This window comes from Streptomyces sp. NBC_00005 (assembly GCF_045160215.1).
In the GTDB taxonomy this organism is placed as follows: domain Bacteria; phylum Actinomycetota; class Actinomycetes; order Streptomycetales; family Streptomycetaceae; genus Streptomyces.
Genome location: NZ_CP108316.1, coordinates 1,359,600 through 1,385,126 on the forward strand (window position 1 = coordinate 1,359,600; position 25,527 = coordinate 1,385,126).

At 69.8% G+C, this 25,527-nt stretch carries 25 protein-coding genes and 1 pseudogene; 16 read left to right on the plus strand and 10 right to left on the minus strand.

Translation table 11 applies throughout. The features are described from left to right. Window positions 1-130: 130 nt before the first annotated feature. The 9 genes from OG303_RS06665 (at window position 131) to OG303_RS06705 (ending at window position 11,795) form a co-directional block, all read left to right on the plus strand. Entirely contained in the window at window positions 131-2,479 is a 2,349-nt protein-coding gene (locus OG303_RS06665; RefSeq protein ID WP_405865720.1) for a transketolase-like TK C-terminal-containing protein, read from the plus strand. Between the two features lie 173 nt (window positions 2,480-2,652). Next, window positions 2,653-4,203, plus strand: a complete 1,551-nt coding sequence (locus OG303_RS06670) for an FAD-dependent monooxygenase (protein WP_405865722.1) — start codon at window positions 2,653-2,655, stop codon at window positions 4,201-4,203. Next, a complete protein-coding gene (locus OG303_RS06675) occupies window positions 4,200-4,709 on the plus strand; it encodes an acyl-CoA thioesterase (protein ID WP_405865724.1) in 510 nt (169 codons plus the stop codon). Before OG303_RS06670 ends, OG303_RS06675 begins: the two co-directional genes overlap by 4 nt. A 29-nt stretch (window positions 4,710-4,738) precedes the next feature. Continuing rightward, a complete protein-coding gene (locus tag OG303_RS06680; RefSeq protein ID WP_405865726.1) occupies window positions 4,739-5,563 on the plus strand; it encodes a VOC family protein in 825 nt (274 codons plus the stop codon). After that, window positions 5,560-6,843 (plus strand): hypothetical protein, encoded by a 1,284-nt coding sequence (locus OG303_RS06685; protein ID WP_405865728.1) that lies wholly within the window; start codon window positions 5,560-5,562, stop codon window positions 6,841-6,843. Before OG303_RS06680 ends, OG303_RS06685 begins: the two co-directional genes overlap by 4 nt. After that, window positions 6,840-8,555, plus strand: coding sequence for a (2,3-dihydroxybenzoyl)adenylate synthase (locus OG303_RS06690; protein ID WP_405865730.1), 1,716 nt, complete (start codon window positions 6,840-6,842; stop codon window positions 8,553-8,555). Before OG303_RS06685 ends, OG303_RS06690 begins: the two co-directional genes overlap by 4 nt. A gap of 112 nt (window positions 8,556-8,667) precedes the next feature. After that, window positions 8,668-9,921, plus strand: coding sequence for a CaiB/BaiF CoA transferase family protein (locus OG303_RS06695; protein ID WP_405865732.1), 1,254 nt, complete (start codon window positions 8,668-8,670; stop codon window positions 9,919-9,921). Window positions 9,922-9,973: 52 nt separating this feature from the next. Further along, a complete protein-coding gene (locus OG303_RS06700) occupies window positions 9,974-10,915 on the plus strand; it encodes a hydroxymethylglutaryl-CoA lyase (protein ID WP_405865734.1) in 942 nt (313 codons plus the stop codon). Window positions 10,916-11,120: 205 nt separating this feature from the next. Further along, window positions 11,121-11,795, plus strand: coding sequence for a TetR/AcrR family transcriptional regulator (locus OG303_RS06705; protein ID WP_405865736.1), 675 nt, complete (start codon window positions 11,121-11,123; stop codon window positions 11,793-11,795). 104 nt (window positions 11,796-11,899) lie between these two features. Here OG303_RS06705 and OG303_RS06710 read toward each other — a convergent pair whose 3' ends face one another. The 5 genes from OG303_RS06710 to OG303_RS06730 all read right to left on the minus strand — a co-directional run bounded on the left by OG303_RS06710 (window position 11,900) and on the right by OG303_RS06730 (window position 15,955). Then, a complete protein-coding gene (locus OG303_RS06710; RefSeq protein WP_405865738.1) occupies window positions 11,900-12,379 on the minus strand; it encodes a nitroreductase family deazaflavin-dependent oxidoreductase in 480 nt (159 codons plus the stop codon). A 249-nt stretch (window positions 12,380-12,628) separates the two neighbouring features. Further along, window positions 12,629-13,006, minus strand: coding sequence for a nuclear transport factor 2 family protein (locus OG303_RS06715; RefSeq protein WP_405865740.1), 378 nt, complete (start codon window positions 13,004-13,006; stop codon window positions 12,629-12,631). Window positions 13,007-13,066: 60 nt separating this feature from the next. Next, entirely contained in the window at window positions 13,067-13,816 is a 750-nt protein-coding gene (locus OG303_RS06720) for an SDR family oxidoreductase (protein ID WP_405865742.1), read from the minus strand. Window positions 13,817-14,194: 378 nt separating this feature from the next. After that, window positions 14,195-14,569, minus strand: coding sequence for an ester cyclase (locus OG303_RS06725; protein ID WP_405865744.1), 375 nt, complete (start codon window positions 14,567-14,569; stop codon window positions 14,195-14,197). Window positions 14,570-15,337: 768 nt separating this feature from the next. After that, window positions 15,338-15,955: a short chain dehydrogenase gene (locus OG303_RS06730; protein WP_405865746.1), complete on the minus strand. Its 618-nt coding sequence runs from the start codon at window positions 15,953-15,955 to the stop codon at window positions 15,338-15,340. Window positions 15,956-16,078: 123 nt separating this feature from the next. Here OG303_RS06730 and OG303_RS06735 point away from each other — a divergent pair, with 123 nt between their 5' ends. Together OG303_RS06735 and OG303_RS06740 are read left to right on the plus strand one after the other, a co-directional pair. Further along, window positions 16,079-16,678, plus strand: coding sequence for a TetR/AcrR family transcriptional regulator (locus OG303_RS06735; protein WP_405865748.1), 600 nt, complete (start codon window positions 16,079-16,081; stop codon window positions 16,676-16,678). Between the two features lie 75 nt (window positions 16,679-16,753). Next, a complete protein-coding gene (locus OG303_RS06740) occupies window positions 16,754-17,554 on the plus strand; it encodes a LysR family transcriptional regulator (protein ID WP_405865750.1) in 801 nt (266 codons plus the stop codon). A 36-nt stretch (window positions 17,555-17,590) separates the two neighbouring features. On the opposite strand, the gene OG303_RS06745 is transcribed toward OG303_RS06740, so the two are convergent. The 3 genes and pseudogenes from OG303_RS06745 to OG303_RS06755 form a co-directional block, all read right to left on the minus strand. After that, complete coding sequence (locus tag OG303_RS06745; protein ID WP_405865752.1) at window positions 17,591-18,340, minus strand: SDR family NAD(P)-dependent oxidoreductase; 750 nt, start codon at window positions 18,338-18,340, stop codon at window positions 17,591-17,593. Window positions 18,341-18,837: 497 nt separating this feature from the next. Further along, window positions 18,838-19,197: a nuclear transport factor 2 family protein gene (locus tag OG303_RS06750; RefSeq protein ID WP_405865754.1), complete on the minus strand. Its 360-nt coding sequence runs from the start codon at window positions 19,195-19,197 to the stop codon at window positions 18,838-18,840. 55 nt (window positions 19,198-19,252) lie between these two features. Beyond that, window positions 19,253-20,037, minus strand: a pseudogene (locus OG303_RS06755) (SDR family oxidoreductase). Between the two features lie 99 nt (window positions 20,038-20,136). Between OG303_RS06755 and OG303_RS06760 the strand changes: the two are divergent. Beyond that, window positions 20,137-20,637, plus strand: a complete 501-nt coding sequence (locus OG303_RS06760; protein WP_405865756.1) for a winged helix-turn-helix transcriptional regulator — start codon at window positions 20,137-20,139, stop codon at window positions 20,635-20,637. A gap of 99 nt (window positions 20,638-20,736) precedes the next feature. On the opposite strand, the gene OG303_RS06765 is transcribed toward OG303_RS06760, so the two are convergent. After that, window positions 20,737-21,702, minus strand: a complete 966-nt coding sequence (locus OG303_RS06765; protein WP_405865758.1) for a pirin family protein — start codon at window positions 21,700-21,702, stop codon at window positions 20,737-20,739. Window positions 21,703-21,814: 112 nt separating this feature from the next. Between OG303_RS06765 and OG303_RS06770 the strand changes: the two genes are divergently transcribed. The 3 genes from OG303_RS06770 (at window position 21,815) to OG303_RS06780 (ending at window position 23,147) form a co-directional block, all read left to right on the plus strand. After that, on the plus strand, window positions 21,815-22,297 hold the full coding sequence (locus OG303_RS06770; protein WP_405865760.1) for a MarR family winged helix-turn-helix transcriptional regulator: 483 nt from the start codon (window positions 21,815-21,817) through the stop codon (window positions 22,295-22,297). After that, window positions 22,294-22,737 (plus strand): MarR family winged helix-turn-helix transcriptional regulator, encoded by a 444-nt coding sequence (locus OG303_RS06775; protein ID WP_405865762.1) that lies wholly within the window; start codon window positions 22,294-22,296, stop codon window positions 22,735-22,737. Before OG303_RS06770 ends, OG303_RS06775 begins: the two co-directional genes overlap by 4 nt. 62 nt (window positions 22,738-22,799) lie before the next feature. After that, window positions 22,800-23,147, plus strand: coding sequence for a tetratricopeptide repeat protein (locus OG303_RS06780; protein ID WP_405865764.1), 348 nt, complete (start codon window positions 22,800-22,802; stop codon window positions 23,145-23,147). 78 nt (window positions 23,148-23,225) lie between these two features. Here OG303_RS06780 and OG303_RS06785 read toward each other — a convergent pair whose 3' ends face one another. Beyond that, complete coding sequence (locus tag OG303_RS06785) at window positions 23,226-24,641, minus strand: PepSY-associated TM helix domain-containing protein (RefSeq protein ID WP_405865766.1); 1,416 nt, start codon at window positions 24,639-24,641, stop codon at window positions 23,226-23,228. 144 nt (window positions 24,642-24,785) lie between these two features. Between OG303_RS06785 and OG303_RS06790 the strand changes: the two genes are divergently transcribed. Further along, the gene (locus OG303_RS06790; protein WP_405865768.1) at window positions 24,786-25,430 is read left to right on the plus strand and encodes a peptide deformylase; all 645 of its coding nucleotides are present in this window, start codon (window positions 24,786-24,788) and stop codon (window positions 25,428-25,430) included. Window positions 25,431-25,527 lie beyond the last annotated feature (97 nt).

A 25,527-nucleotide genomic window follows, 5' to 3' on the forward strand; every position in this document is an offset into this window, starting at 1 on the left:
CTCCCTTTCCCGCCGAGCCGCCACTCCCGCCGAACGGTCACCGTCCACGACCGCGCCGGAGGCGTTCGGCACATGGAATTCGACCGCGGCGCTGTTCACCTCACTCGCCGGGGAGTTAGAGAGGCAAGTCATGGCCATTGATGTCGCTTCGGCCGATCCGGGGATACAGGACGACTCCCGGCGCGAGCTGCTACGGGTTCTCGGCGGTGTCGAGCGGCGTGTGCTGTGGCTCTCGACCGCGATCGTCGATCACGCGAACCGGGTGCGGCCCAATCCCTCGGGGCTGAAGGTGGGCGGTCACCAGGCGTCGAGTGCCTCGATGACCTCCATCATGACCGCCCTGTGGTTCCACGAACTCACCCGCCACGACCGGGTGTCGGTCAAGCCGCACGCCTCCCCCGTGCTGCACGCCATCAACTACCTGCTCGGCGAGCTCGACCCCGCCTACCTCACCCAGCTGCGCTCCTTCGGCGGCCTGCAGAGCTACCCCAGCCGCTCCAAGGACCCCGACCCCGTCGACTACTCGACCGGGTCGGTGGGCATCGGGGCCACCGCACCCCTGTGGGGAGCCGTCGCCCGGCGCTACGTCGACGGGCGGTTCGGCGCCGCGGGCACCGGCCGGCAGTACTCCCTGCTGGGCGACGCGGAACTGGACGAGGGCGCGATCTGGGAGGCCGTACAGGATCCCACCGTGGCCGGCCTGGGCGAGATCGTCTGGGTCGTCGACCTCAACCGGCAGTCCCTGGACCGCGTGGTGCCCGGGACTGCGGCGGAGCGGCTGCACGGCATGTTCACCGCGGCCGGCTGGCAGGTGCTGACCCTCAAGTACGGGCAGCTCCTGGAGGAACTCTTCGCCCGGCCCGGCGGCGACGAGCTGCGCCTGCGCCTGGACACCATGGAAAACCCGGAATACCAGCGGCTGCTGCGCTGCACCCCGCAGCAGCTGCGCGACCGGCTGCCCGGCACCGGCTCGGGGGCCGAACCCATCACCCGCCTCCTCGCGGACGTCGACGACGACACCCTGCACCGCGCGGTCCGCAACCTCGGCGGCCACGACCTCGGCGCCCTGCTGGACGCCTACGACACCATCGACGACACCCGCCCCACCGTGATCTTCGCCTACACCGTCAAGGGCCACGGCCTGCCCACCGAGGGCCATCCCCAGAACCACTCCACCCTCCTGACCGGCGAGCAGATGACGGAACTCGCCGACCGGCTCGGCGAGGATCTCGACACCCCCTGGCGCGACTTCCCCGACGGCTCCGCGGAAGCGGCGCTGTGCACGGCGGCAGCGGAACGGCTGCGCCGGCCACACCAGGAGACGCTGCGACCGCCCGCGATCCCCACCGACCTCGGCCGCCCCGCCCCCGGCGGCACCGGCAACACCCAACAGGCCCTGGGGCGCGCGCTGTTGGACCTGACCCGCAAGGCACCGGACGCGGCGGGCCGGATCGTGACCGTCAGCCCCGACGTCAGCTCCTCCACCAACCTCGGCGGCTGGCTCAACAAGGTCGGGGTCTGGTCGTCCGCCGAGCGCACCGACTGGTTCGCCGACGACGCCGAGACCATCCTGCACTGGCGGGAGAAGCCGACCGGCCAGCACGTCGAACTCGGCATCGCCGAGACCAACCTGGTCGGCCTGCTCGGCGAGCTGGGCGCGACCTGGAGCCGCTGGGGACAGCCCCTGTTGCCCATCGGCGTGGTCTACGACCCGTTCGTCAACCGGGCCCTGGAGCCCTGGTCGTACGGCATCTACGCCGGCGGCCAGTCCATCCTGGTCGGCACCCCCTCCGGCGTCACCCTCGCCTCGGAGGGCGGCGCCCACCAGTCGATCACCACACCGTCGCTGGGCATCGAGCAACCGGGATGCGTGTCGTACGAGCCCGCGTTCGGCATCGACACGGAGTGGTGCCTGCTGGCGTCACTGGCCAACCTCGGCAAGCCCGACGGCAGTTCGGCGTATCTGCGACTGTCCACCCGACCGGTCGACCAGAGCCTGGCCGCCGTGCCCGCCGACCCGGCAGCGCGCGAGCGACGCCGCCGCCAGACGGTGGCGGGTGCCTACCCGCTACGTCGGGCGACCGGCACGCCCTCCGTCACGATCGCCGTGATGGGCGCCTTGGTCCCCGAGGGTCTGGCCGCCGCCGACCGCCTCGCCGCCCTCGGCCACGCCGCCGACGTGGTCTGTGTGACCAGCCCCGACCTCCTCTTCCGCGCCCAGCGCGCCCGCCGCGGCCAGGAGGACGCGCCCAGCTGGATCCTGGACCAGGTCTTCCCGGCAGACCGCGCCGCACCCCTGCTCACGCTGGTCGACGGCCACCCGCACACGCTCGCCTTCCTCGCCACGGTGAACAACGTGCCGGTGACGACGCTCGGCGTGAGCCGCTTCGGCCAGTCGGGCGCGCTGGACGACGTGTACCGCTACCACGGCATCGACACCGACAGCGCGGTCCAAGCCGCCCTCGACCTCATCGACTGAGGCCTTTGAGGGTTCCGAGGCACCACCGCACCAGCGCCTCGCCCTGAGCCCACCGGGTCAACCGCCGGCCGAGCCCTGTCCTGCCCGACAGTCGGCCGGCGGTTCCATGCCCGGAGGTTTGACGTTAATGAAAAATTCTTGACGTTAATGAAGAACTACGGTATCCATGAAGCATGACAGTTCGACGCGTTCATGTAGTTGGCGGCGGACCCGCAGGTCTGTTCGCGGCCCGGCTGCTGGCCCTTCGACACCCCGATTGGCGCGTACACCTGCACGAGAGGAACCCTCCCGAGGAGACGTTCGGCTTCGCGGTCGGCCTCACCGGTGGTCTCCTCAAGGCGCTGCAGCACGCCGACCCGGATCTGCACCAGGAGATCGTCGACACGGCGCACACGTTCTCGTCGAGCGGTTTCCGGCTTCCACAGGGCGATGCGAGCCTCGGCCGGTTCCACAACGGCGCCATCAGTCGCGCGCAGCTGCTGCGGCTCCTGCTGAAGGCAGCGGTCGGCGCGGGCGTGCGGGTGGAGAGCCACTCGTGCGACGTCGGCGACGTACTTGACGACGCCGACCTGGTGATCGCCGCCGACGGGGCCGCCAGCGCCACCCGGAACCGCTTCCAGGAGGAGTTCGGAGCCGAAGTCACCCCGGGCCGGGGCCGGTTCATCTGGTGCGGAGCCGAAGCACCGCTCGACGGCGGCGTGTTCATCCCCGTGAAGACCACGGCCGGGCTGTTCGTCGCCCACGCCTACCCGTACGGCGAGGCACGCTCCACGTTCGTGATCGAGGCGTCCGCCGAGACCGTGAGCCGGGCCGGGTTCGGCGACCGGCAGTGGTCCGACGAGGGCGAGTCGGACGACGCGGCACTGCGGTACCTGTCCGAGGCGTTCTCCGCGCAGCTGGGCGGTGGATCCTTCCTGGGCAACCGGTCGCGATGGGGTTGGTTCAACACCGTGCGGTGCGCCCGCTGGCACCACGGCAAGGTCGTACTGCTCGGAGATGCCGTGGCGACCGCGCACCCTTCGCTGGGTTCCGGCACGAAGATCGCAATGGAGAGCGCGATAGCGCTGGCCGACGCACTGGACTCCCCGCAGGACGAGCCGGTGGAAGCCGCCCTGGATCGTTTCGAGGAGTCCCGGCGCCCCGAGGTCGAACGACTGCAGGAGCGCGCTCGGCGCAGTCAGCTGTGGTGGGAGTCGTTCGAGGTGCGGCAGCACCTCAGCCCGGCCCGGATGGCCGTGGCCTACCTCAGTCGGGCGGGCGCCGTGTCGCTGGACGACCTGCTGGTCTCGGACCCCGAGATCGCGACTCGGGCCCTGGCGGAGTTCGCCGGCGTCAAGCCCGGCGAGGTGCCCGGCTCGGGGCTCACGGACTGGGTACTGAGCCGGCCCCTTCAGACGCCGGATCACCGGTACCCCCGCCGGCTCCACACCCCCGGGCGAACCACCGCGACCGTCGAGGTGGACTGCGGCGACGCCTGGGGGCCGGCGGGCGCCAAGCTTGTCGAGCACGCACAGGAGTTCCTGCACCGGGGCGCCGAGGTCATCCGCCTGACCGGCGAGGATTCCCGTAGCGCCGTGCTCGACCGCCTGGCCGTGGGAGAACGGATCAGAACCGAGCTCCCCGTCCTCGTGGATGTCGCCGCCGGCTCACCGCATCTGCATCACGCCGTCGACGGAGTGGTCGCCGGGCGCACGGACCTCGTCCACGTGACGGACGAATCATGACCACGGATCCACGGACGACGGATCCACGGAAGAACGGCTCCGCACCGCTCCTGCGCCGACGGTTCCGGGTGGCGGTGGGCGATACGGACGCGGCCCAGGTGATCTACTTCGCCGCACCCACCCGCTGGGCCGAGCGCCTGTCGAGCGAGTGGCTGGCGGAGGTGGGTTTCCCCACGTCGAAGATGCTCGCCGCCGGCTTCGGCCTTCCGGCCGTGCACTGCGAACTCACCTACCACAGCCCCCTCCGGCTGGACGACGAGCTGGACGCCACCCTGTGGCTGGACAGGCTCTCGACGCGCTCGCTCACGTTCCGCAGCGACTTCGCACTGGTCGGCGCCCCGGAGCCGGCGGTGCGGATGCGTCTCACCCAGGTGTACGTACGGATGTCGGGGGCGGCACCGGAGAGCCTCCCCCTGCCCGACGGGCTGGTCGCGCGCCTGCAAGGGGCAAGCACCGGATCACCGTCCACCCCGGACATTGACACACTCGTCGAAAATTCATCATGATAGATAATCTGAACCCGAAGGGAGATGCCATGCTTCTCCAGAAGGCCGCCACCGGCAAAGGTGAGGCCAACGTGGTCGGGACCCTGGGGGCGAACCACACCGCCTTCGCGTGCTGGGACCCGGTAGAAACGGTGCGGTTCTACGGGGAGCTCCTCGGATTCCCCCTCGTCCAAGCCGTTCCGGCCCTCGGCTGGGGCAAGGACGACAACCCCGACATGGTCCACTTCTTCTTCGACATCGGTAACGGGGACACCCTCGCCTTCTTCTACTACTTCGGCTGGCCGCGCCCGGAGCCGGTCCACCAGGTGCTGCGGCAGGCCAACCACATCGCCGTCGAAGTGCCCGACGAGGCAAGCCTGTTGGCCTACCGCGACAAGCTCACGGCCGCCGGGTACAAGGTCATGACGGTGGAACACGAGACCATCGAGTCGATCTACGTGGACGACCCGAACGGGATCTTCTTCGAATTCACCCGTCCGCTGCGGGAGTTGACCCGGCTCGACGCCGACGACGCGCAGCGGACCCTCGCCGGGCTGGCCACGGCGCTGGAGGCGGGCGGCACCTCCATCCAGGACGTCTGGCGGGCGAAGGCCCAGGCCAACTCCCCGATCGGCGGTCCCGCGATCCACGTGGTCGACCAGCCCGAGTGGAGCGGCGCGGTGGACTTCGCCCGCCGGTCCGGCCTCCTGGTCGAACAGCGCGACGGCTACGTCGTCATCCACAGCGCCGGCCCGTTCGAGATCGACCGCAAGGCGTCCGGTCTGCACCTGGCCGTGTGGTTCACCCTGCCCGCCGGCGGGCTGGAGGGCAGGATCACGCGGTTCGACCGCGAGGCACTGAGGGTCGAGGCATGACCGAGCACACGACGACCGGCACGGCGGTCACCCGGGTCCCCTCGGGCCGCGGCAAGGCGACACTGGCCTCGGACTGGCATCCGGCGCCCCTGCCGGACAAGACCACCATCAGCCTGCACACCCTGATCTCGTACGACGGTGAGGTGTCCCGGGGCACCCTCTACGAGCCCGGCACGGCGAGCCGCACGGTGTTCTGTCTCATGCACCCGCGCCAGGATCTGCAGCGTCACCCACTGATTCCCGGGCTACTCGGCGCGGGACACTCGGTCTGGGCACAGGCCGGCCGTGAGGTGGGCAACGACCTGCGGCTGATCCATGAGAACGCGCTGCTGGACGTCGCCGCCGGAATGGAGTTCCTGCGCGGCCGCGGCTTCGAGCACATCGTGCTGATCGGCCATTCCGGAGGCGCCGGCCTCTACTCGTTCTACGCCGAGCAGGCGCTGACGGCGCCCTCGGACCGCATCACCAGGACGCCGGGCGGGGCGCCGGTCAAGCTCGGTGAAGCACCGATGCCGGCGCCGGACGGGCTCGTGCTCGTCGCGCCGCACCCCGGCCAGGGCCGGCTGCTCCTGTCCATGATCGACGCCTCGGTCACACACGAGGAGGACCCCTTCTCCGTCGACGCCGACCTCGACCCGTACAACCCGGCGAACGGTTTCGGCGAGGCTCCCGAGGGCTCGCACTTCCCGGCCGAGTTCCTCGACCGCTACCGCGCGGCCCAGCGGGCCCGTGTCGCGCGGATCGACGAGCGGGCACGCGAACTCATCGCGGACCAACTCGCGGCCCGCAAGCGGTTCAAGAGCGGTTCGGGCGACGTCTCAGACCGGCGGCGCAGTGTCCTGACACCGGTCATCACCACGTACCGGTCGGACGCCGATCCCCGGTGCACCGACCTCGGCCTTGACCCCTCCGACCGTCCCTACGGTTCGGTGATCAGCGCCCGGCCGTCGGTGTCCAACTACGGCGTCACCGGCTTCGGACGCCTCACCACCCCGGAGGCGTGGCTGTCGACCTGGTCCGGCATCTCGTCGAACGCGTCACTGGCCCGCTCCCTGAGCGGGGTGACGATCCCCACCCTGATCATCGAGTACACGGGCGACTGCTCGGTGTTCCCCGGCGACGTCCAGGACGCCCTGGCGGCGCTGAAGGCGGACGACGCGACACATCTGCGTATCCGGGCCGATCACTTCGGCAGGCCACTCGCCGAAGGCGACGAGTCCGGGGTCGCGGCGACCGTACGCGAGCTGGTTCCCTGGACAGAGGAGCGCACAAGCCGATGAAGACCACATCCGAGTCAGCGTCGACTTCGGAACCCGGTACCCCCGACGTTCCCGACATCGTCGCCTACCCCGAAGAGGCGGTACGCCGCTACCGTGCCGCCGGCTTCTGGTCCGACCGCACGGTGGCGCAGGAGTTCCGTGCAGTGGCGGACAAGTATCCCGACCACGCCGCGCTGCTCACCCCCGACGCCCGTCTCACCTACGCCGAACTGGACCGGCGCACCGACCGGATCGCCGTCGGGCTGCGTGACCTCGGGCTGCGGCCCGGCGACCGGGTGCTGCTGCAGGTAACCAACAACCTCTGGACCGTGCTGGCCTGGTACGGACTGCTCAAGGCCGGGCTGGTCCCCGTGGCCACCCTGGCCCAGCACCGCCGGCACGAGATCCTCGAGATCGCCCGCCAGTCCGAACCGGCGGCGCACCTCATCGAGCCCGGCTTCCGCAGCCACGACCTGGTCGCCCTCGCCGCGGAGGTGGCCCGGGAACAGCCGTCGCTGCGGCGGCTGCTCACCATCGGAACGGCATCCCCGCCCCCGGGTGCCGTCGCCCTGGAGACGCTGGAGGCGGCGGGCCGCCCGGATGATCCAGCGATCGCCCGCGCCGTCGTGGAGGAGATCCAGAAGGCCATCCCCGCCGATTCCCTGGCCGTACTCCAGCTCTCCGGTGGAACCACGAGCATTCCCAAGCTGATCCCCCGGCTGCACACCGAGTACTGGTACAACTCGCGGGCCTACGCCGAGGCGATCGACATGGACTCCACCGGCTGCTTCGCCCATCTCCTGCCGCTGGTGCACAACGCCGGCATCGTCTGCGGGCTGCACTCCGCGCACTCCGTGGGCGGCTGCTTCGCACTGGCCTCGCCGGAGCCGGACGAGCTGAAGTCGATCGCCGGTCACATCACGCACACGATGATGTCGCCGCCGCTGACCAGCATGGTGACGAAGGAGCCCGGGCTGCTGGAGTCGCTCGACGCGCTGCGCGTGTTCATCTGGGTGCTCGGCCCACTGCCGGCCGACATCGTGGCGGCCTTCGAGACCCCCTCGCGCCGGATCATCCAGATGTTCGGGATGACCGAGGGAATGTGCCTGGTCACGCCCATCGCGTCGCCTCCCGAGATCAGACACCACACCGTGGGGACGCCGATAGGCCCACTCGACGAGGTCCGCGTGTACGCACCCGGCACCGAGGATCCCGTACCACCGGGCACGCAGGGCGAGTTGTGCGCCCGTGGCCCGTACACCATCCGGGGCTATTTCCGGGCACCGGAGCGCAACGCCGAGGCCTTCACCTCCGACGGCTTCTACCGCAGCGGGGACATCGTCGTCGAAGTCCCGGAGAACGGGCGGAGCTTCTACCGGTTCGAAGACCGCATCAAGGACCTGATCAACAGAGGCGGCGAGAAGGTCAACGCCGCGGAGCTCGAGAACCTGCTCGTCCGTCATCCGGCGGTGGAACGTGTGGCCGTGGTGGCGATGCCGGACGAACGTCTCGGGGAACGCTGTTGTGCCTTCATCATCCCCAAGCCCGGAGCGCAGGCCCCCCAACTCGGCGAGGTCCAGCGGTTCCTGGACGAGATCGGCGTCGCCAAGTTCAAGTGGCCCGAGCGGATCGAGGCATGCGAGGAACTCCCCTTGACCAATGTCTCCAAGATCGACAAGCGCGCTCTCAGAGTCAGGATCACGGACATTCTCGCCGCCGAACGCCCGCAGTAGTCCGGGTGCCGCAATCTCCCGCAGGGCAGCGGCCCTGGCGACTCCTCAGCTGCCCTGCGGGTCCATCCCCTCCGCCTCCCGTTCCGGTGCGGAGCACGATCGAAGGAGTGTCATGCCGGTCCATGCGGAGGCCGAAGATGCCACCGAGGCTTCACGGAGCGGGGTGGGCGACGGTGCGTTGACGGGTGTACGCGTGCTGGAGATCGGCTCCATCGTCGCGGGTCCCTTCGCCGGCAGGCTGCTGGCGGACCACGGCGCCGACGTCATCAAGATCGAGGCACCCGGCCGCCCGGATCCCCTGCGGGACTGGGGCCAGCACGCCTACCGCGGGCACCGGTTGTGGTGGACCGTGCACGCACGCAACAAGAGGTGCGTCACCCTCGACCTGCGCTCGGAACGCGGACAGACCCTGTTCCTGGACCTCGTACGCGAGGCCGACGTCGTGATCGAGAACTTCCGTCCGGGCACGCTGGAGAAGTGGAACCTCGGCTACGACCGCCTGAGCGCGGCCAACCGCGGCCTCGTCCTGGCCCGGGTGTCGGGGTTCGGACAGACGGGCCCCTACCGCCACCGTCCCGGATACGCCTCGGTGGCCGAGGCCATGGGCGGGCTACGGGCGATCAACGGGTTCCCCGGCCAGGCTCCGCCCCGGATGGCGGTGTCCCTCGGGGACTCGCTCGCCGGGATGTTCGCCGTGCAGGGCGTGCTCGCCGCCCTGCTCCACCGACAGCGCACGGGGCACGGGCAGGTGGTCGACGTGGCCCTGACCGAGTCGTCGCTGGCGCTGCTGGAGTCGGTGATCCCGGAGTACGACCGCCTCGGCAAGGTCCGGCAGCCCTCGGGAACCCGGCTGGACGGCATCGCCCCCTCGAACCTCTTCCGCACCAAGGACGAGAAGTGGTTGATCGTGGCGGCCAACCAGGACACGGTCTTCGGGCGGCTGTGCACGGTGATGGAACGCCCCGAGCTCGCCACCGACCCGCGCTTCGCCACCCATGTGGCCCGCGGGGAGCACCAGGAACTGATCGAGTCCATCGTCGCGGACTGGGTGTCCGAGCGGACGGCCGACGAGGTGTTCTCCCGGCTGGAGGAGGCGGACGTCGTCGCCGGCCCGGTGTACACGGCCGCGGACATCGTCGCCGACCCCCAGTTCCAGGCCCGCGACATGCTGGTCCCCCACCACGACGAACGCCTCGGCGAGGACGTCCTCGGCCCCGGCGTCGTACCACTGCTGTCCGAGACACCCGGCACGGTGCGCTGGGCGGGCCCACCGGAACCGGGCTGGCACAACGAAGAGGTCTACGGGGAGCTCCTCTCCCTGGGACCGGACGAGATCGCCGAGCTGCGCCACGAGGGGATCGTGTGACACACCGCGGCGCCATATGGACACGAGTGCACGAGTGAAGGAACCGAACTCCATGAGGACGACACTGCCTCTGCCGCCCCGTATCAACCTGCGGGAGGTCGGCCCTCGCGACGGTCTGCAGATCGAGCGCCCGATCCCCACCGCCAGGAAGCTGGAGCTACTGGAACTGCTGGTACGCAGCGGGCTCAAGCGCATCGAGGCCACCGCCTTCGTCTCCCCCCGCGCCGTACCCGCGATGGCCGACGCCCGCGAGGTCGCCGCCGCTCTGCACCAGTGGCCGGACGTCCAGTGGTCCGCGCTGGTGGCGAGTGAAGGGGGAGCCCAACGCGCCCTGGAAGCAGGCATCCGCAACCTCGAGTACGTCGTGTCCGCCGCGGACGGCCACAGCCTCGCCAACGTCAAGCGCACAACCGCCGAGGCACTCGCCGGGGTCGGCACGATCGCCGATCTGGTGCACGAGGCGGGCGGCACCTGCGAAGTCATCGTCGCCACCGCCTGGGACTGCCCCTTCGACGGCCCGACACCGGCCGACCGCGTCCTGCACATAGCGCGGGAAGCGGTGTTCCAGGGCGCCGACGCCCTGTGCCTGGGCGACACCATCGGGACCGCCACACCGCTCCGGGTGGTCCAACTGCTCGGCGCCGTACGGGACAACGCCCTTCATCTCCCCGTCGGCCTGCACATGCACAACACCCGCGGCGCCGGACTCGCGGGCATCCTGGCGGCGATGCAGATCGGCGTGGTCGACATCGACGCGTCCGTCGGCGGCCTGGGCGGCTGCCCGTTCGCCCCCGGGGCCAGTGGCAACGTGCCCACCGAGGAACTCGTCTATCTCTGCGAGGACATGGGCGTGGCCACCGGGTGCGACCTGAACGCCCTTGTCGAGGCCGCGGCTCTTGCCCAGGAGGCTGTCGGCCGGGCCCTGCCCAGCGGCGTACTCAAGGCGGGCGGAAGGCCGGGAAGCCCGGCGGCGAGTCCCTCCGTCATGCCCTGACGTGGCAAGGAACAGCGAACAGGGCCACGCCGGACAGCGGACGCGGCCACCAACCGGTGCCGACAGGAGCGCGGAAGGCGGAGGGGAAGGGGAAGGGCAGCGTGGGTGTGCGAGCTGCCGACTCGGTCAGGGGTCCCTCATGAATACACGGCCAACCGGAAAGCAACTTCTGGTCACCTCGTACGATGGCTGACTTCGGGAGCACATGAGTCCGTCCACACCCTCTGACGAGCGTCCGCTGCGCGCCGACGCCCGCCAGAACGTCGAGCAGATCCTCCAGGTCGCCCAGGACGTCTTCGCCGACCTCGGCTACCAGGCATCGATCTCCGAGGTCGCCCGGCGCTCCGGCCTGGGCATGGGCACCATCTACCGGCACTTCCCCAACAAGACCGCCCTGGTGGAACACATCGCGATCAAGGTGATGCAGGAGAGCCTGGACGAGGTACGCCACGCCCTGGCCGAGGAACCGGCCACATGGACCGCCTTCACGCGAGTAGTGCGCCACATGGTGCGCCTGCGCAGCAGCCAGCTCTTCCCCGTCTCCCGCGGCCGCGCCAAGGAACCGGGCCCCGAACTGGCCGGCATCCGCACCCAACTCCTGACCGCCCTGGAGGACTTGGTGGCCCGGACCCAGCACGCAGGAGCCCTGCGCGACGACGTGAACGCCTACGACGTCGTCATGATGCTCAACTCGATTCCACCACGCCATGCCGATGCGGAGAACGACGGCCCCACGGTGGACCTGGCCGACCGCCATGTCGGCGTACTCCTCGACGGGCTACGCGCCCCCGGCACCGAGACCCTGTCCCAACCGGCCCCAGGACGTCGGGAGATCGACCAGTTCTTCCGGACCATGCACGGCCCATGCCAAGGATCCTGAACCGGTGAAGGCACACGGGCCCGAGCCCCTGCACCACATCTACATGATCACAGGCAAGCTCCGCGTCGGCCCTCTCGACGAGCCCGTGAACGGACCATGCCGCGTCAGTGCGCCACGGCCGCCGGCTCCAGGACGAAGACCGGGATCTCACGGTCCACCTTCTTCTGGAGCTCGTCATAGGTGGGAAACGCCTCGACGGCTCGCGCCCACCACACGGCCTTCTCGTCCCCGGTCACCTCGCGAGCCAGCATGTCCCGGCGCACCGGGCCGTCCTGAAGCTCCACGCGAGGGTCGGCCACCAGGTTGTGGTACCAGACCGGGTGCTTGGGGGCCCCTCCCGCGGAGGCGACCACGGCGTAGGAGCCGTCGTGCTCCACCCGCATGAGCGGGGACTTGCGGATCTTTCCGCTCTTCGCTCCCAAGGTGGTCAGGATGACGACCGGCAGGTCCCGCCTTGTCGCGTCGTCCCAGCCGATCAGGCTGCCCAGCGTCGTTCCTTCGGAACCAGCGGAGCTTTCGTACAACTCCACCTGGTCGCGTACCACCTTCGTCGTGCTCGGCTCGTACTCGCCTTTGAGAGGCATGCTGCTCAGTCCCGTGCTGTCGTATCGGATCAGAACACGGTGGCGGCGGGCGACGCCGCCTCGCCGGCCCTACGTGGTCAGCAGGGACGACGAGACGGCGTCCGCCGTCACTGGGGGCGGCCGGAATGAGGCCGCAAGGACACGCGGACGACGTTTCAGAGCGTGGCCTGGCCGTCGTCATATGTGCCGTTGGTGTACGCGCAAAGGAGTCAAGGCTCGGATCGGGGCCGCAGCAGACGACCCCGATGGTCACTTGCCCTGTATGACCCGCTTGGAAATCCGCCAGCCGTCCGCGGTACGCCGCAGGTCGTCGGCGTAGACGACACTCACGACGGTGCCGCCGTCGACGACGCCCAACGCCTTGGACCGGACCCGAGCCTCGTCGCCCGGCCCCTCCGACACGACGATGTTCGTCGTGTGATGAGCGCTCGCGTGCCCGTCGGCACTCAGGACGGAAGTGATCGCCTCCAGCCCGACGACCGGGGCGAAGCCGAAGAGGCTTCCGTCCCATTCCGCATCTTCGGTGAGGACCTCGCCGAGGCGGCCCAGCTCACGGTCGTCCATGATGTGACCCCACAGGGCCAGCACCCGTGCTATTTCGACAGTGTCTTCATTCGTGGGTTTCATCGCGGTTCTTCCTGTCTCCCTTGTGCAGGGAGGAAACGAGCGGCTGGGGAGCGGCGTCGCTCAGGCGCCGCTGAGCATGGCGAGGACGTTGTCGTAGGAGCCGTTGGCCTCCGCGTCGCGCACGAACCTGGCGCGCTCCACGACAAGCTCCTTCGCGTCGGGCTTCTCGCGCAGGATGTCGAGGGTCTCAGTGAGGAATTCGTCCAGCGGCATCGAGTTCTCGTTGTCCGTCTGGTCCAGCAGGGTCGTGCGCACGCCCGGCGGAGCCACCTCGATCACCTGCACACCGGCGCCGGCGCCCGCGAGCTGGACGCGCAGGCTCTCGGAGAAGGAGTGCAGCGCGGCCTTGGTCGCGTTGTAGGTCGGTGTGATCGGCAGCGGCACGAACGCCAGCGCGGAGGTGACGTTCATGACGACCGCATCGGGCTTGCCCATCAGCAGCGACAGGAAGGCGTACGTCATCCGGATCGTGCCGAGCAGGTTGACCGTGACGTGGTCCTCGGCGATCGGGAGTTCGGCCGGGTCGAGGAGGTTCTCCCGCAGCATGATGCCGGCGTTGTTGACCAGAATGTTCAGCTCCGGGTAGCTCGCCGCCACGGTCTCACGGACCCGGGCGATCGAGTCGGGGTCCGTGACGTCGAGGACGAGCGCGTCGATACCCGGGTGCTCGGCCGCGATCTCGTCGAGCAGCTCCTTGCGTCGGCCGGCGACGATCACCTTGTTGCCGGCCTCGTGCAGGCGCAGGGCCAGGCCGAGCCCGATGCCCGAGGTGCCGCCGGTGATCAGGATCGTGTTGCCGGTCATCTTCATGGGGGTCTCTCTCCTTCGCAGACTGCGGGCCGGTGAATGCCCACAGCCTCGACCGTAGGAGCGGCCGCGCAGCGGCGGGAGAGGAAGGTTTATCCATGGATCGGCGGTCCCTGCCTGGTAGAACGCGGGTTACCGGCCGTCGCAGCGCAGGCGGCTCCGAAGCGATCCGTTTGGTCGTCGGCGGGTCGGCGGCTGGGTGGAGATCGACGCACCGGGGCGCCGCAGGTTGGCCGTCCGACCGGCCTCTCCCGAACGGCTTCCGGCCCGAGGGAATCGCCATCGGCACACAGCCGTACTCCTCCATGGATGCCGACGTTGTCGACCGGGATGTTCGGCTCCGGCACCCGGAGCCGAACATCCCGGCGGCGAACAACAAGCTCAGAACATGGTGTTGTCGTTCGCCGACGTCTCCGGGATGTCCTGGATGACGTCCCAGTGTTCGACGATCTTGCCCTTCTCGAACCGGAAGATGTCCATCACCGCGGCACCCCGGTCGGTCGAGTCGTAGGTCCTCTTGTAGTGCACCGCCACCAGGTCGTTCTCGCCGAACACCCGCTTGAAGTCGAACTTCAGGTCCGGGGACAGGGTGGTCCGCCACTTCACGTACTGGATGAACGGCCCCGTGCCGTCGGCGGACAGCGGGTTGTGCTGGATGAACTCGTCGCCCACGTACCGCTTGGCAGCCTCCTCGGGCTGCTTCTTGTTGAAGGCCAGATCCAGGAAGGCGACCGCGACGCGCTTGTTGTGCTGCACCTGGCTCTCCCCCCGGTGCTCGCCGCGACCGGACTGCGAATCGGCGGAGGCGGCGGTACCCGCCACGGTGAGAGTGGCCGCGGTAAGCGCGCCCACAACCGCCGTGACGGCGGAACGGCGAGAAATTCGAGAAACAGGATTCTTCATGGTCATCTGTACTCCTCTTTCGCTGCGGGCTGGTGAGCGCCCGCAGCCTCGACCGTAGGAGCGCCTGCGCCGAGGCGGGAGAGGAAGGTTTACCCGTGGATGGGCGATCCCTGCCTGGTGCAGCGCGGGTTACCGGCCGTCGCGCAGGACGTCCTTGGGGTGATCGGCACGGAGCGTGGTGTGTCTCCCGGCCGCCGGCCCGAGTCGGACGTGCGTGTTGGCCATCTGTGGCATCAGTTGGCCGCCACCGGCACCGAGTTGCTGTGACGTGTCCCCGGCATCTGGAAACGCCCGGTGGATGACGCGCTTCCGGACGGCTCGAAGATCTCCGCGGTCCACGCCGAGCGGGGCCGAAGCATCCGCGCGCCGCACGACAGCGATGCGACGCCGGCCCTGATCGCACGAGCCGCCGACGATCAGGACGTGCCGACGGTGGCCCGATTCGCCTCGGAGACCGGTGATCCGCCGGCTGTTGGCGCCGGGGGTACGGTGCCGACCGATCGGCCATGCCGGACGGTGCACTCGTACTCGACCTCACCGTGCTGAAAACCATCGACGCGTCCGAGCACGCACCTCCGAGTCCGCCGCCGAGGCGCCCCCGCCCAGCCTTCACACAGGGGATCAGCTGTCGGTCTTGTGCAGCTTGAGGATGCGGCCGGTGATGGGATTCGAGATGGCGCGCAGGTAGGCGAGGGCGATCTCGTCGGCCGGTACGGGGGTGAAACCGGGGAAGTACGGGTGGTAGGCCACGGACTCCGTCAGAACCGTGGGGCTGACGCAGTTGATACGCACACCGCGCGGCAGTTCCGTCGCGGACGCTTTCACGAAGCCCTCCACCATGTGATTCACCGTCGCGCCGATCGTGGCGGCCTGCGTGAACTCGTCCGTCAGCACGCCGGAGACCAGCGTGAACGAGCCCCGGTCGGCGATGTGCGGCAGAGCGGCCCGTACGACGTTGATCTGTCCCATTCCCTTGGCCGCGACGGAGTCGGCCCACTGCTGGTCCGTGGCCTGCTCCAGCGGGGCCGGGAACACGTCACCGGCCGCGTTGGCCACGGCGTCGAAGCCCCCGGCCGCGGCGGCCCCGGCGAAGAGAGCCCGCAGACTCGCCATGTCCGCGATGTCCGCCTGAAGGTCGCCGGAGGTGCGGCCCACCGACAGGACCTCGTGTCCATGCGCGACAAGCGTGCCCCGCACGGCCGCGCCGATCGTCCCGGTTCCGACAAGTATCACCTTCATGACAGACCCCTCAAGATCATCCATCGCTTCACACTCGGGCTTGGTCGGCGCCGACACATACGTCAACCATAGACGAACCTGTCACTGACTGACAGACAAGGCGGCGACAGCTATTCTGGGCACATGGTCAACACAGCGGGGGCGAAGTCAGGGCTGCGGGAGATGACCCGGCGCGCCGTGCGGGCGCAGATCGCCGAGACCGCGATGACGCTGTTCGTGGCGAACGGTTTCGAGCAGACTACGGTCGATCAGATCGCCGCCGCGGTCGGCATGTCGGGACGCAGCGTGTTCCGCTACTTCCCGACCAAGGAGGACATGGTCGTCGGCCACATGGACGAGATCGGCGACAGACTCGCCGAGGCCCTGGCGGCACGTCCCCTCGACGAAGACTCCTGGACCGCGCTGCGCCACGCCATGCAACCCCACATCGACGAGCTCACCGCCCATGCCGACACCAACGTCGCGGTGGCGAGGATGCTCGACGCGACTCCCGCACTGCGGCCGTCGTTGCTGAACAAGCGAGCGCGCTGGGCAGAGGCCCTGCTCCCGAACATCACCCGCCGGCTCCGGGGGCCGACCCGCACCCGGGAACTGCGGGCCCGCGCGATCGTCTCCTCCGCCCTGGCCTGTCTGAACGTCGCCGTCGACGAGTGGGCGCGAACCGGCGGCACCAAGCCGATCGGTGAACTGCTCGACACCGCACTGACCGCCGTCCGGGGCTGACAACGGGCTGTGCCGACGCTGCGAGGCACCGGCCCGACCGACGTCTCCGTGTCCGCGCCGGTAACGTCTGGTGACGTGGACCGACTCGAAACCCGGGAGATCATCTACTTCGTCGCTGTGGCGGAGAACCTGCACTTCGGACGTGCCGCCGAACAGTTGGGCATCGCACAGCCGGGGCTGTCCCGCGCCATCGGCAGGCTGGAACGCCGTTTGAGGGTCCGGTTGTTCGAGCGCACCAGTCGGCAGGTTCGGCTGACGCGCGCCGGTGAGGTGTTCCTCCGCGAGAGCCGCACCGTCCTCGCCACGGTGGACGGCGCGGTACGTCGGACGCAGCAGGCGGCGCGGCCGGACCGACTGGTCGTCGCCGCTCCGGCCGGTACCGGGACCGGGTTGCTGTCCCATGTGCTGGAGACTTACCGGCGGGGTCCCGATCCGGTGCCGGTGGAGGTGCGGTTCACGCCCGACCTGGCCGCGGCCCTGCGCGACGGCACAGCGGACCTGGCGCTCATGTGCGCCGGCGACGATCTCGACGGGTTGGACACGGTGGATCTGCTCGACGAGACTCCGGTCGCCCTCCTGCCGGCGGGACACCGGCTCGCCGACCGCGGGAGCCTGACCGCCCGCGAGGTGCGGGACGAGCCCCTCTTCCGTGAACACGCCCCAGCGGTCGGCCTGGACGAGCTCATCGACCGGGTCGCGCTGAGTGAGCTGGTGGTCGTGCTCGGGGAGAGCGCGATTCCTCGGCTGGGACCGTCCGTCGTCGCGCTCCCGGTGCTCGACGCGCCGAACAGTCGACTCGTCCTGGCCTGGCCACGCGCCACTGCGTCGGCGGCGCGCGAGGGGCTCGTCCGCGCCGGGCTCGCGGCGGCGAAGTGATCCGGCTCGCGGCCGCCAACCTTCGCGCGCCGACCGTCAGATCTGGTTGATTCCGCCGTCCACGTGAAGCTCGATACCGGTGATGTAGCTGCTCTGGTCGGAGGCGAGGAACAGGGCCGCGGCGGCCTGCTCCTCCGGTTCGGCGGTGCGCCCGAGAGGAACGGGAGCGGCCACCATCGCGCGGAACTCGTCCGGCGTCGCACCGTCCGGGGTCGCCGCCGCGAGAGCCGGTGTCCGCGTCGCACCCGGTGCGAGGGCGTTGACCCGGATGCCACGGTGCTTCAGTTCGTTGGCCCAGGTGCGGGCCAACGACCGGACCCCGGCCTTGGCCGCGGCGTACAGCCCGACGCCGGCCGACCCCCGCGCACCCGTGGTGGACGTGGCGAGAATGACGGACGCGTTGTCGTTGAGCAGAGGCAGTGCCTTCTGCACGGTGAACAGGGAGCTGCGCAGGTTGAGCCCGGTCCCGTACTCGTAGTCCTCCTCGGTCACGTCCGCCAGTGGCGCGAACGTCGTACCCCCCGCGTTGGCGAACAGGACGTCGATACGGCGCCCGTCGGCTCCAATGGCCGCGAACAGTCGGTCGAGGTCGGCGAGATTCGTCACGTCACCCTGAATGCCGATGGCGCGCGCACCGATCCGTGCCACTGCCTCGTCCAGCTCCTCCTTACCCCGGCCGGTGATGTAGACATGGGCGCCTTCCTCGGCGAAACGCAGGGCGGAGGAGTATCCGATGCCCTTGCTGCCACCCGTCACGACCGCGACCCTGCCTTCGAGCTGACCCACTGCAGTCTCCGTTGTTCGCATCGTCGACGTGCGGTCGGGCGACCGCCGTCTCCTTCAGCTCACCCCATGTGACATGGGCGAACAATGATCGATTCGGTATGGTCCGATGCCTGACGGTCATCGATCCGGGCCGCGGCGGCCGAAGGGACCACGACGCGTATCGGCGTACTGCGAGGGCGTCCGCCCGTACCGCTCCCAGCAGCCACACATGAACTGGCCGGTGACGGCGACACTGAGTCGAGCCCGGCTCCGTGAGGTCCTGCAGGGCCCGCTCGATGCGCCGCCGACGTACGTACGTCACCCCCGCGAACTGCGGTTCACCACCACCGACTTCACTGTCGAGGACGCCTTCGAGCAACTCGACCAGGGCGTTCCGTGCGGCCTGCCCGCCGACAGTCAAGAGATCGTCCGCCACGCGGTCGTTGGACGCCCTCGACGCCCTTCCCGTCAGGGTCCTGGGCCCGGCCTGACGGGCGGGCCAGGGACGTCTCGACGCCTCACACCTCGATGACGAGGCGTTCGACGAGGTCGTCGCGGAGGGTGAACCTGTAGTGCAGATCGACGACTCCGCCGGGGAAGTCGCCTTCGAGGCGCTGCGTGGCGATGCAATGGGTCGCATCGGACCACCAGGCGTCGGTGAGCCGGGTGGTGTAGGTGAATTCCGTGGCGGAACGGTCCAGCCAGTCCGCGATCGCCGCGGTGCCCTCATACGTGTTGCCGTCGTCGATCACCATGGCGTCGCCGGTGAACACCGAGACCGCGGTGGCGGTGTCGCGGGCGTTGTGCGCCGTCAAGTAGCGGATGACCACCTCGGGCAGGGTGTCCGGAGTACTGGTCCGGGACTTGTCGTCGTGCATGACGCTCCTCGTATGGATGGCAATTGATGGCCGGTCAGGCCGGTTTGACGGTGCTTCAGATGGTCGGGACAGTGCCGCCGTCGATGACATGCTCGGCCCCGATGATGGCCGAGGCCCGGTCGGAGACGAGGAAGGCGACCAACTCGGCGACTTCTTCGGGCCGGTTGGGGCGGCCGAGGGGGATGCCGCCCAGGGAGTCCATGAGGCGGCCGAGAGCCGCTTCCGTCGTGATACCCCCTCCTCGGAGATCCGGGCGACGAGGTGGTCGGCCGCGGACGTCTGGACGAAGCCGGGCGAGACCGTGTTGACGCGGACGCCGCGCGGGGCCACCTCGTTGGCCAGGCCCTTGCTGTAGGTCGTCAGGGCGGCCTTGGCGGCGGCGTAGGCCAACGTTCCGTTCCACAGCGGCATGCGGCGCTGGATCGAGGTGACATGCACGATCGCACCCTTGCCCATGGCGATCATGTGCGGGAGCAGGACGCGGTCCAGGCGGACGGCGGCCAGCAGGTTCACGTTCAGCTCTCTTGCCCAGTCGTCGTCGCCGAGCGCCGCAAATCCGCCGGCCGGTGCCGCGGATCCGCCGAGGTTGTTGACCAGGACGTCGACACCTCCTGTACGGGCGTCCACCTCGGCGGCGACGTGGGCGGCGCCCTCGGCGGTGGACAGGTCGGCGGCGATGAACGTCTTCTCGTCGACCTCGTCGGGTCGACTGCGCGCGGTGACGAGTACGGTCGCACCGGCCTGCGCGAGGCGACGGGCGACGGCGGCTCCGGTGCCCCTGGTGCCGCCGGTGACGAGCGCGCGCCGGCCTTCGAGGGATTCGCTGATGAACGGGGTCATGATGTATTCCGTCTCCGGGTGCGGGCATGCGAGACACCACCCCCGAGCTGACTGCTAAAATAGAAGTAACTAACTTCGACTTTAGCAGTAACCGAGGGGATGATCGCCGTGGCAAGCCGGATCAGGCTGGAGGACCGGGAGTGCCCGCTGTCCACGACTGTGCAGCACGTGGGCGAGTGGTGGACGCTGCTGATCCTCCATGACGCCTTCGACGGCTACACCCGCTTCGACCAGTTCCAGGAGAGCCTCGACATCTCCTCCAGCATGCTCACCACCCGGCTGAAGACCCTCGTCGCGGACGGCCTCCTGGAGCGCCGGCCGTACCAGACCAACCCCGTCCGCCACGAGTACGTCCTGACCGAACTCGGCCACTCCCTCCGGCCGGTGATAGTCGCCCTGGCCGCATGGGGCAACTCCCGCCTCGCACCGGCGGAACGCAGCATGATCCTCGTCGACGCACACACCGGCGATGAGGTCGAGCCCGTCGTCGTCGACGCCGGAACCGGCCAGCGGCTCGACGACAGCAACGCGTATGTCTTCGCTGCGGGCCCCGCCGCGAGCGACGCGATGCGCAACCGCTACGCGAGGCCGCGAGTGTGACGCCGAGGTCGGCTGCGTACAGGCAGTTGAGGGGCAGTTCGGCGAGCAGGGCCGCCATGCCGCAGGTGCCTGTGAGCGCGCGGCAGACATCTCAGCAGGTCAGCGCACCCTCCCCCGCGGCTTCAACGCCACGGGAGGCAGCTCGGGAGCCGGCAGCGGAGCCCCGTCGTACCCCTTCACCTCGCCGAATCGCGACCCTGTCATCCAGTCCTCACGCGCCTGCACGATCTCTTCCTGGGTCCGCCCGATCCAGTTCCAGAACATGATGAGCTCCTCCTCGAAGGGCTCACCGCCCAGGAGCATCAGGCCGGCGTCCGACTCGGCGCGCAGCGGGAGTTCGGTGCGGCCGCAGCCGAGGTAGAGCATCGAGCCCGGCAGCAGCGGCACTCCGTCGACATGGGCCTCGCCGGACATGGACAGCACCGCGTACTCGAAGTCCGGCTCGAGCGGCAGGCGTACGTCCGCGCCGCGGGCGAGGGCCAGGTCGGCGCCGACGATCGGGGTGTACGTCGTTCCGGGCGACGTCGCGCCGTCGAGGTCGCCGAGGATCAGCGTGCCCTTGAGGCCGGGTGCCGTGACGACCGGCAGTTCGGCGTGGTGCTCGAAGCGGGGGTCGGTGTGGCGGTGGCCGTCGGGGAGCGCCACCCAGAGCTGTGCGCCGTGCAGGAGGCGCGCGTGCGGCCTGGGGCTTTCCTCGGAATGGCTGATCGCCCGGCCGGAGGTCATCAGCCCAAGTTCGCGGGGGTGGATGGTCTGCAGGCTGCCGGTCGAGTCGCGGTGCAGGACCTCGCCCTCGTGCAGCCAGCTCACCGTCTGCAGGCCCATGTGCGGGTGCGGCGGCACCTGCATGCCGGGCTCGTCGGCGATGTCGTCGGGGCCGTAGTGATCGACGAAGCACCAGGCGCCGACCATGCGGCGGCCCAGGTTGGGCAGCAGACGGCGGACTTCGGTCGACTCACCGAGCTTGACGCGGCGCGGGCTGAGGAGTTCGCGCACCGGCTCCGCCACCACGAAGCCGCGGCCGCCGCACAGGGCGGGAACCGCCTGGCGATCAAGATTGCTCATGGCGCCAACCTAGTCCTGCCGAGGGCGTCCCGTCAGTCCGTCACTCGGGCGGTATCGCCGCCTCTCGATGAAATAGTAGCCATGGACATAGTAGCCATGTACGGTATCTGGCATGAGCAAGGGTTCCGAGAAGGCGACGCCCGGTTTCCTGGTGTGGCGTCTGTCGATGAAGTGGCGGGTGGCCGTGGACCGGGCGGTGGCTCCGCTCGGACTCACCCATGCGCAGTACTCACTGGTGGCCTCGCTGTACGGCATGCAGCGCAGCGGGGAGCGTCCCAGCCAGCGCCGTCTGGCCGACCACACCGGGCTCGAACCGCTCTACGTGTCCAAACTGGCCCGCACCCTGGAAGCGGCCGGCCTTCTCGAGCGCACCCGGGACCCCCGGGACCCGCGCGCCGTACAGCTGGCCCTCACCGAGCAGGGCCGCGAGGTCACCGGGCGCGCCATCAAGGTCGTACAGGGACTGCTGCGGCAGCTGCTGGAACCGCTCGGCGGCCTCGACAGCCCGCGCGCGCGGGAGTTCACGCGCGACCTGGCGACCCTGCTCGACGCACCTCTTGATCCCTTCCGCGAGAACGAGACGGAGCAGTCATGACCACCACCGCACCCACCGTCGACGGCCGTGCGATCGGCCTGGCTCACTACGCCGGCCGCGCCGTCCTGGAGCACGTCCTGACCCGCCACGGCGCCACCTTCCAGCAGCAGATCACCCTCCGGCCCCTCGCCGCCGCCGAGGGGCCGCTCGGGCGCGAGAGCCTCGTCGGACAAGTCGCCGGCGCACTCAAGGTCGACGCGACCGACGTACAGGGCGTCGTCGAGGAGCTGATCGCCAAGGGGCTGGTCGCCGCCGACGGGTCCCGGCTTCGGGTCACGGACGCCGGGCGGGAGTTCTACACCGAGGTCAGCGCCGAGACCGGGGAGATCTCCGCCCGGATCTACGCCGGAATCCCGGCACAGGATCTGGCGGCGGCCGGTCGCGTGCTGGCCCTGGTGACCGAGCGTGCCGACGCCGAGCTGACCGCCCTGCAGGCCTGAGCGCCACATAGTGGAATGTTCAACCATCTTTGGTGGTTGCAGTACGCCGAAGGAGGTCAAGAGTGGACACGACGTACTACGACCACGGAACACCGGCGGAGCGCTGGGAGCGCGCGCAGATGTTCTTCGACGCCAAGGACTTCGCCGCCGCGGCGCGTGTGCTGGGTGGGCTGGTCGAGGAGGTGCCGGAGCAGACCGGACCGCGGCTGCTGCTGGCGCGGTCCTACTACCACTCGGCCCAACTGCGGCGTGCGGAGACCGAGTTGCGTGTGATCGTCGAGCGCGACCCGGTGGACCACTACGCCCGGCTGATGCTCGGCCGCACGCTGGAGCGGCAGGGGCGCGGCGAGGAGGCCGAGTCGCACCTGCGTATCGCCTCGGCGCTGGCGGGCGAGTTCGAACAGGTGTGAGCGAGGCCGTACGGCACTACGGCCGGGGCCCGGTTCCGCTGCGGAACCGGGCCCCGGCCATGTCACCGTCCCTGGCGCCTACTTCAGGGCCGGGTCGGCTCCCGCCGTCCGCCGTCCCTTCCGGTGGGCGATCTCTCCGAGGATCACGTCGGCGACGACGAAGCCGGCCAGCGGAATGCCGAGCAGCGGTACGAAGTAGCCGAGGACCGCGATGACGGCGACCAGCGGGACGAGGATCTGGGGCGGCACCTGCTGCCAGGCGCCGCGCGGGATCGGCCGGCCGAAGGCGGAGCCGCGGCCTCGCTGCCACCACATGCGGTAGCCCCAGACGATCAGCAGGACCAGGGAGAGCGCGAGCAGCATCAGGGCGATCTGGTTGACCAGGCCGAAGAGGACGCCGGTGTGCAGGTCGATGCCCCAGCGGGTCAGCTTGGCGAGCAACGGGTAGTCGGCGAAGCGCAGTTCGTCGGTGACCTCGCCGGTGCCCGGGTCGACCGCGACCGAGTCCTGCTTCTCGGGCCAGCTGCGCTGCACCTGCCTGACGACGTACGCGGAGTTCGCGTCGGCGGGCGGCACGATCTCCACGGGATCGGTCAGGCCCTTGGCCCGGGCCGCCGCCAGCACCTTGTCGAGGCCGACGCCGTGCTCGGCATCTCCCGTGGAGGCGGAGGCGCCATGGCCCGCGTGATCGCCGCCGGACGTCGCCGAGACCGACGGGGTGGCCTGGCCGAGCGAGGTGCGCAGCGTGTCGATGTTCGCGCCGGCATACGTCGACCAGGTCAGACCGGTCGCCGACAGGAAGATGAACCCGGCGGCGGCCCAGACCCCGACGGTGCCGTGCAGGCCGAGCGTGCGGCGCCGTCCGCCGGTGCCGCGCACCTTGCGCAGGACCCGTCGGCGGGAGAACCACAGCACCAGACCGCCGCCCGCGATCACCCACAGCCAGCTCGCGGCGAACTCGCTGTAGAGGCGGCCGGTGTCGCCGAGGCGGAGATCGCGGTGGAACTCGTCGATCCAGGTGCGCAGCGGCAACGCGCCCGTGGATCCGTACTGTTCGAGGGCACCGCGCACCTTGCCGGTGTACGGGTCGACGAAAACGGCGAAGGAATGGTCCGGGTTGACGCCCTTGACGCCGGACAGCAGCACGCGCGTGGTGGCATCGGCCCCCGGAGAGGGCCGTACGGCCGAGACGGTGCCCTCCGGGTAGGCCTTGCGGGCGGCGGCCACCTGCTCGGAGATCGGCAGCTCGGTGTCGCCCACCTTCGCGACGGTCATCTCGTGCGCGTACACGAGCCGCTCGGCCTGGATCGCGCCTGCGTACAGGAAGCCGGTGACCGCGGCGATGAGCAGGAACGGTGCGACGAGCACTCCGGCGTAGAAGTGCAGACGCAGCACCAGCGGGCGGAGCGGCGCCCATCGGCTGGGGGACGGCGCCGGGGCGGCGGCCGGTTGCGGGGCCTCGTCCGTGGTGGTCGAGGGAGGAGCTGTGGACATCGGCGGGCTTCTCCGGGGGACGGGGACGTGGGTGGCGTAGCGGTCCAGTAGTCGGGGGCGGAGGGCGCCGAGTTCCCGGAGATACAAGTGGCGTGCGTCACACGTGAAGACGTCTGTCGCTCGACGCCATGGCATCCTGGCCGGATGGCAACTCCCCGTAACCACGTGCCCCTTGCCGAACAGGTCGAGGAACTCCTCGCCGTCGGTGGCCCGTTGCCCATCGTGGCGGCCGGCGACCCGGTGCTGAGGCGCGTCACCGAGCGCTTCGACGGCCAACTCGATCCCGCCCTGCTGGCCCGCTTCGTCGAGGCCCTGCGCGTCACCATGCACGAGGCGCCGGGCGTGGGCGTCGCCGCCCCGCAGGTCGGTGTGCCGCTGCGGATCGCGGTGATCGAGGACCCGGCGCCGGTGCCGGACGAGGTACGGGTGGCCCGCGGCCGGGTACCGCAGCCGTTCCGGGTACTGGTCAACCCCTCGTACGAGCCCGTCGGTTCGGATCGGGTCGCCTTCTTCGAGGGCTGCCTGAGCGTGCCCGGCTGGCAGGCGGTGGTGGCGCGGCCCGCCGAAGTGCGGCTGACGGGTGAGGACGAGCACGGGCACCCGGTGGACGAGGTGTTCACCGGCTGGCCCGCCCGGATCGTGCAGCACGAGACGGACCACCTGGACGGGATGCTGTATCTCGACCGCGCGGAGCTGCGTTCGCTGTCCTCGAACCAGACGATGGCCGAGCGGTGGACGCAGCCGACCCCGGAGGAGGCGGCGCAGGCGCTCGGCTTCGAGCTGCCGTAAGTCGGAGCTGTCGTAAGTCGGAACTTCCGTAGGTCGGAGTTGCTGTAAACCGGAGTTGCCGCAGGTCAAAAAGCAGAGGCGCTCACCGCAGCGCCCT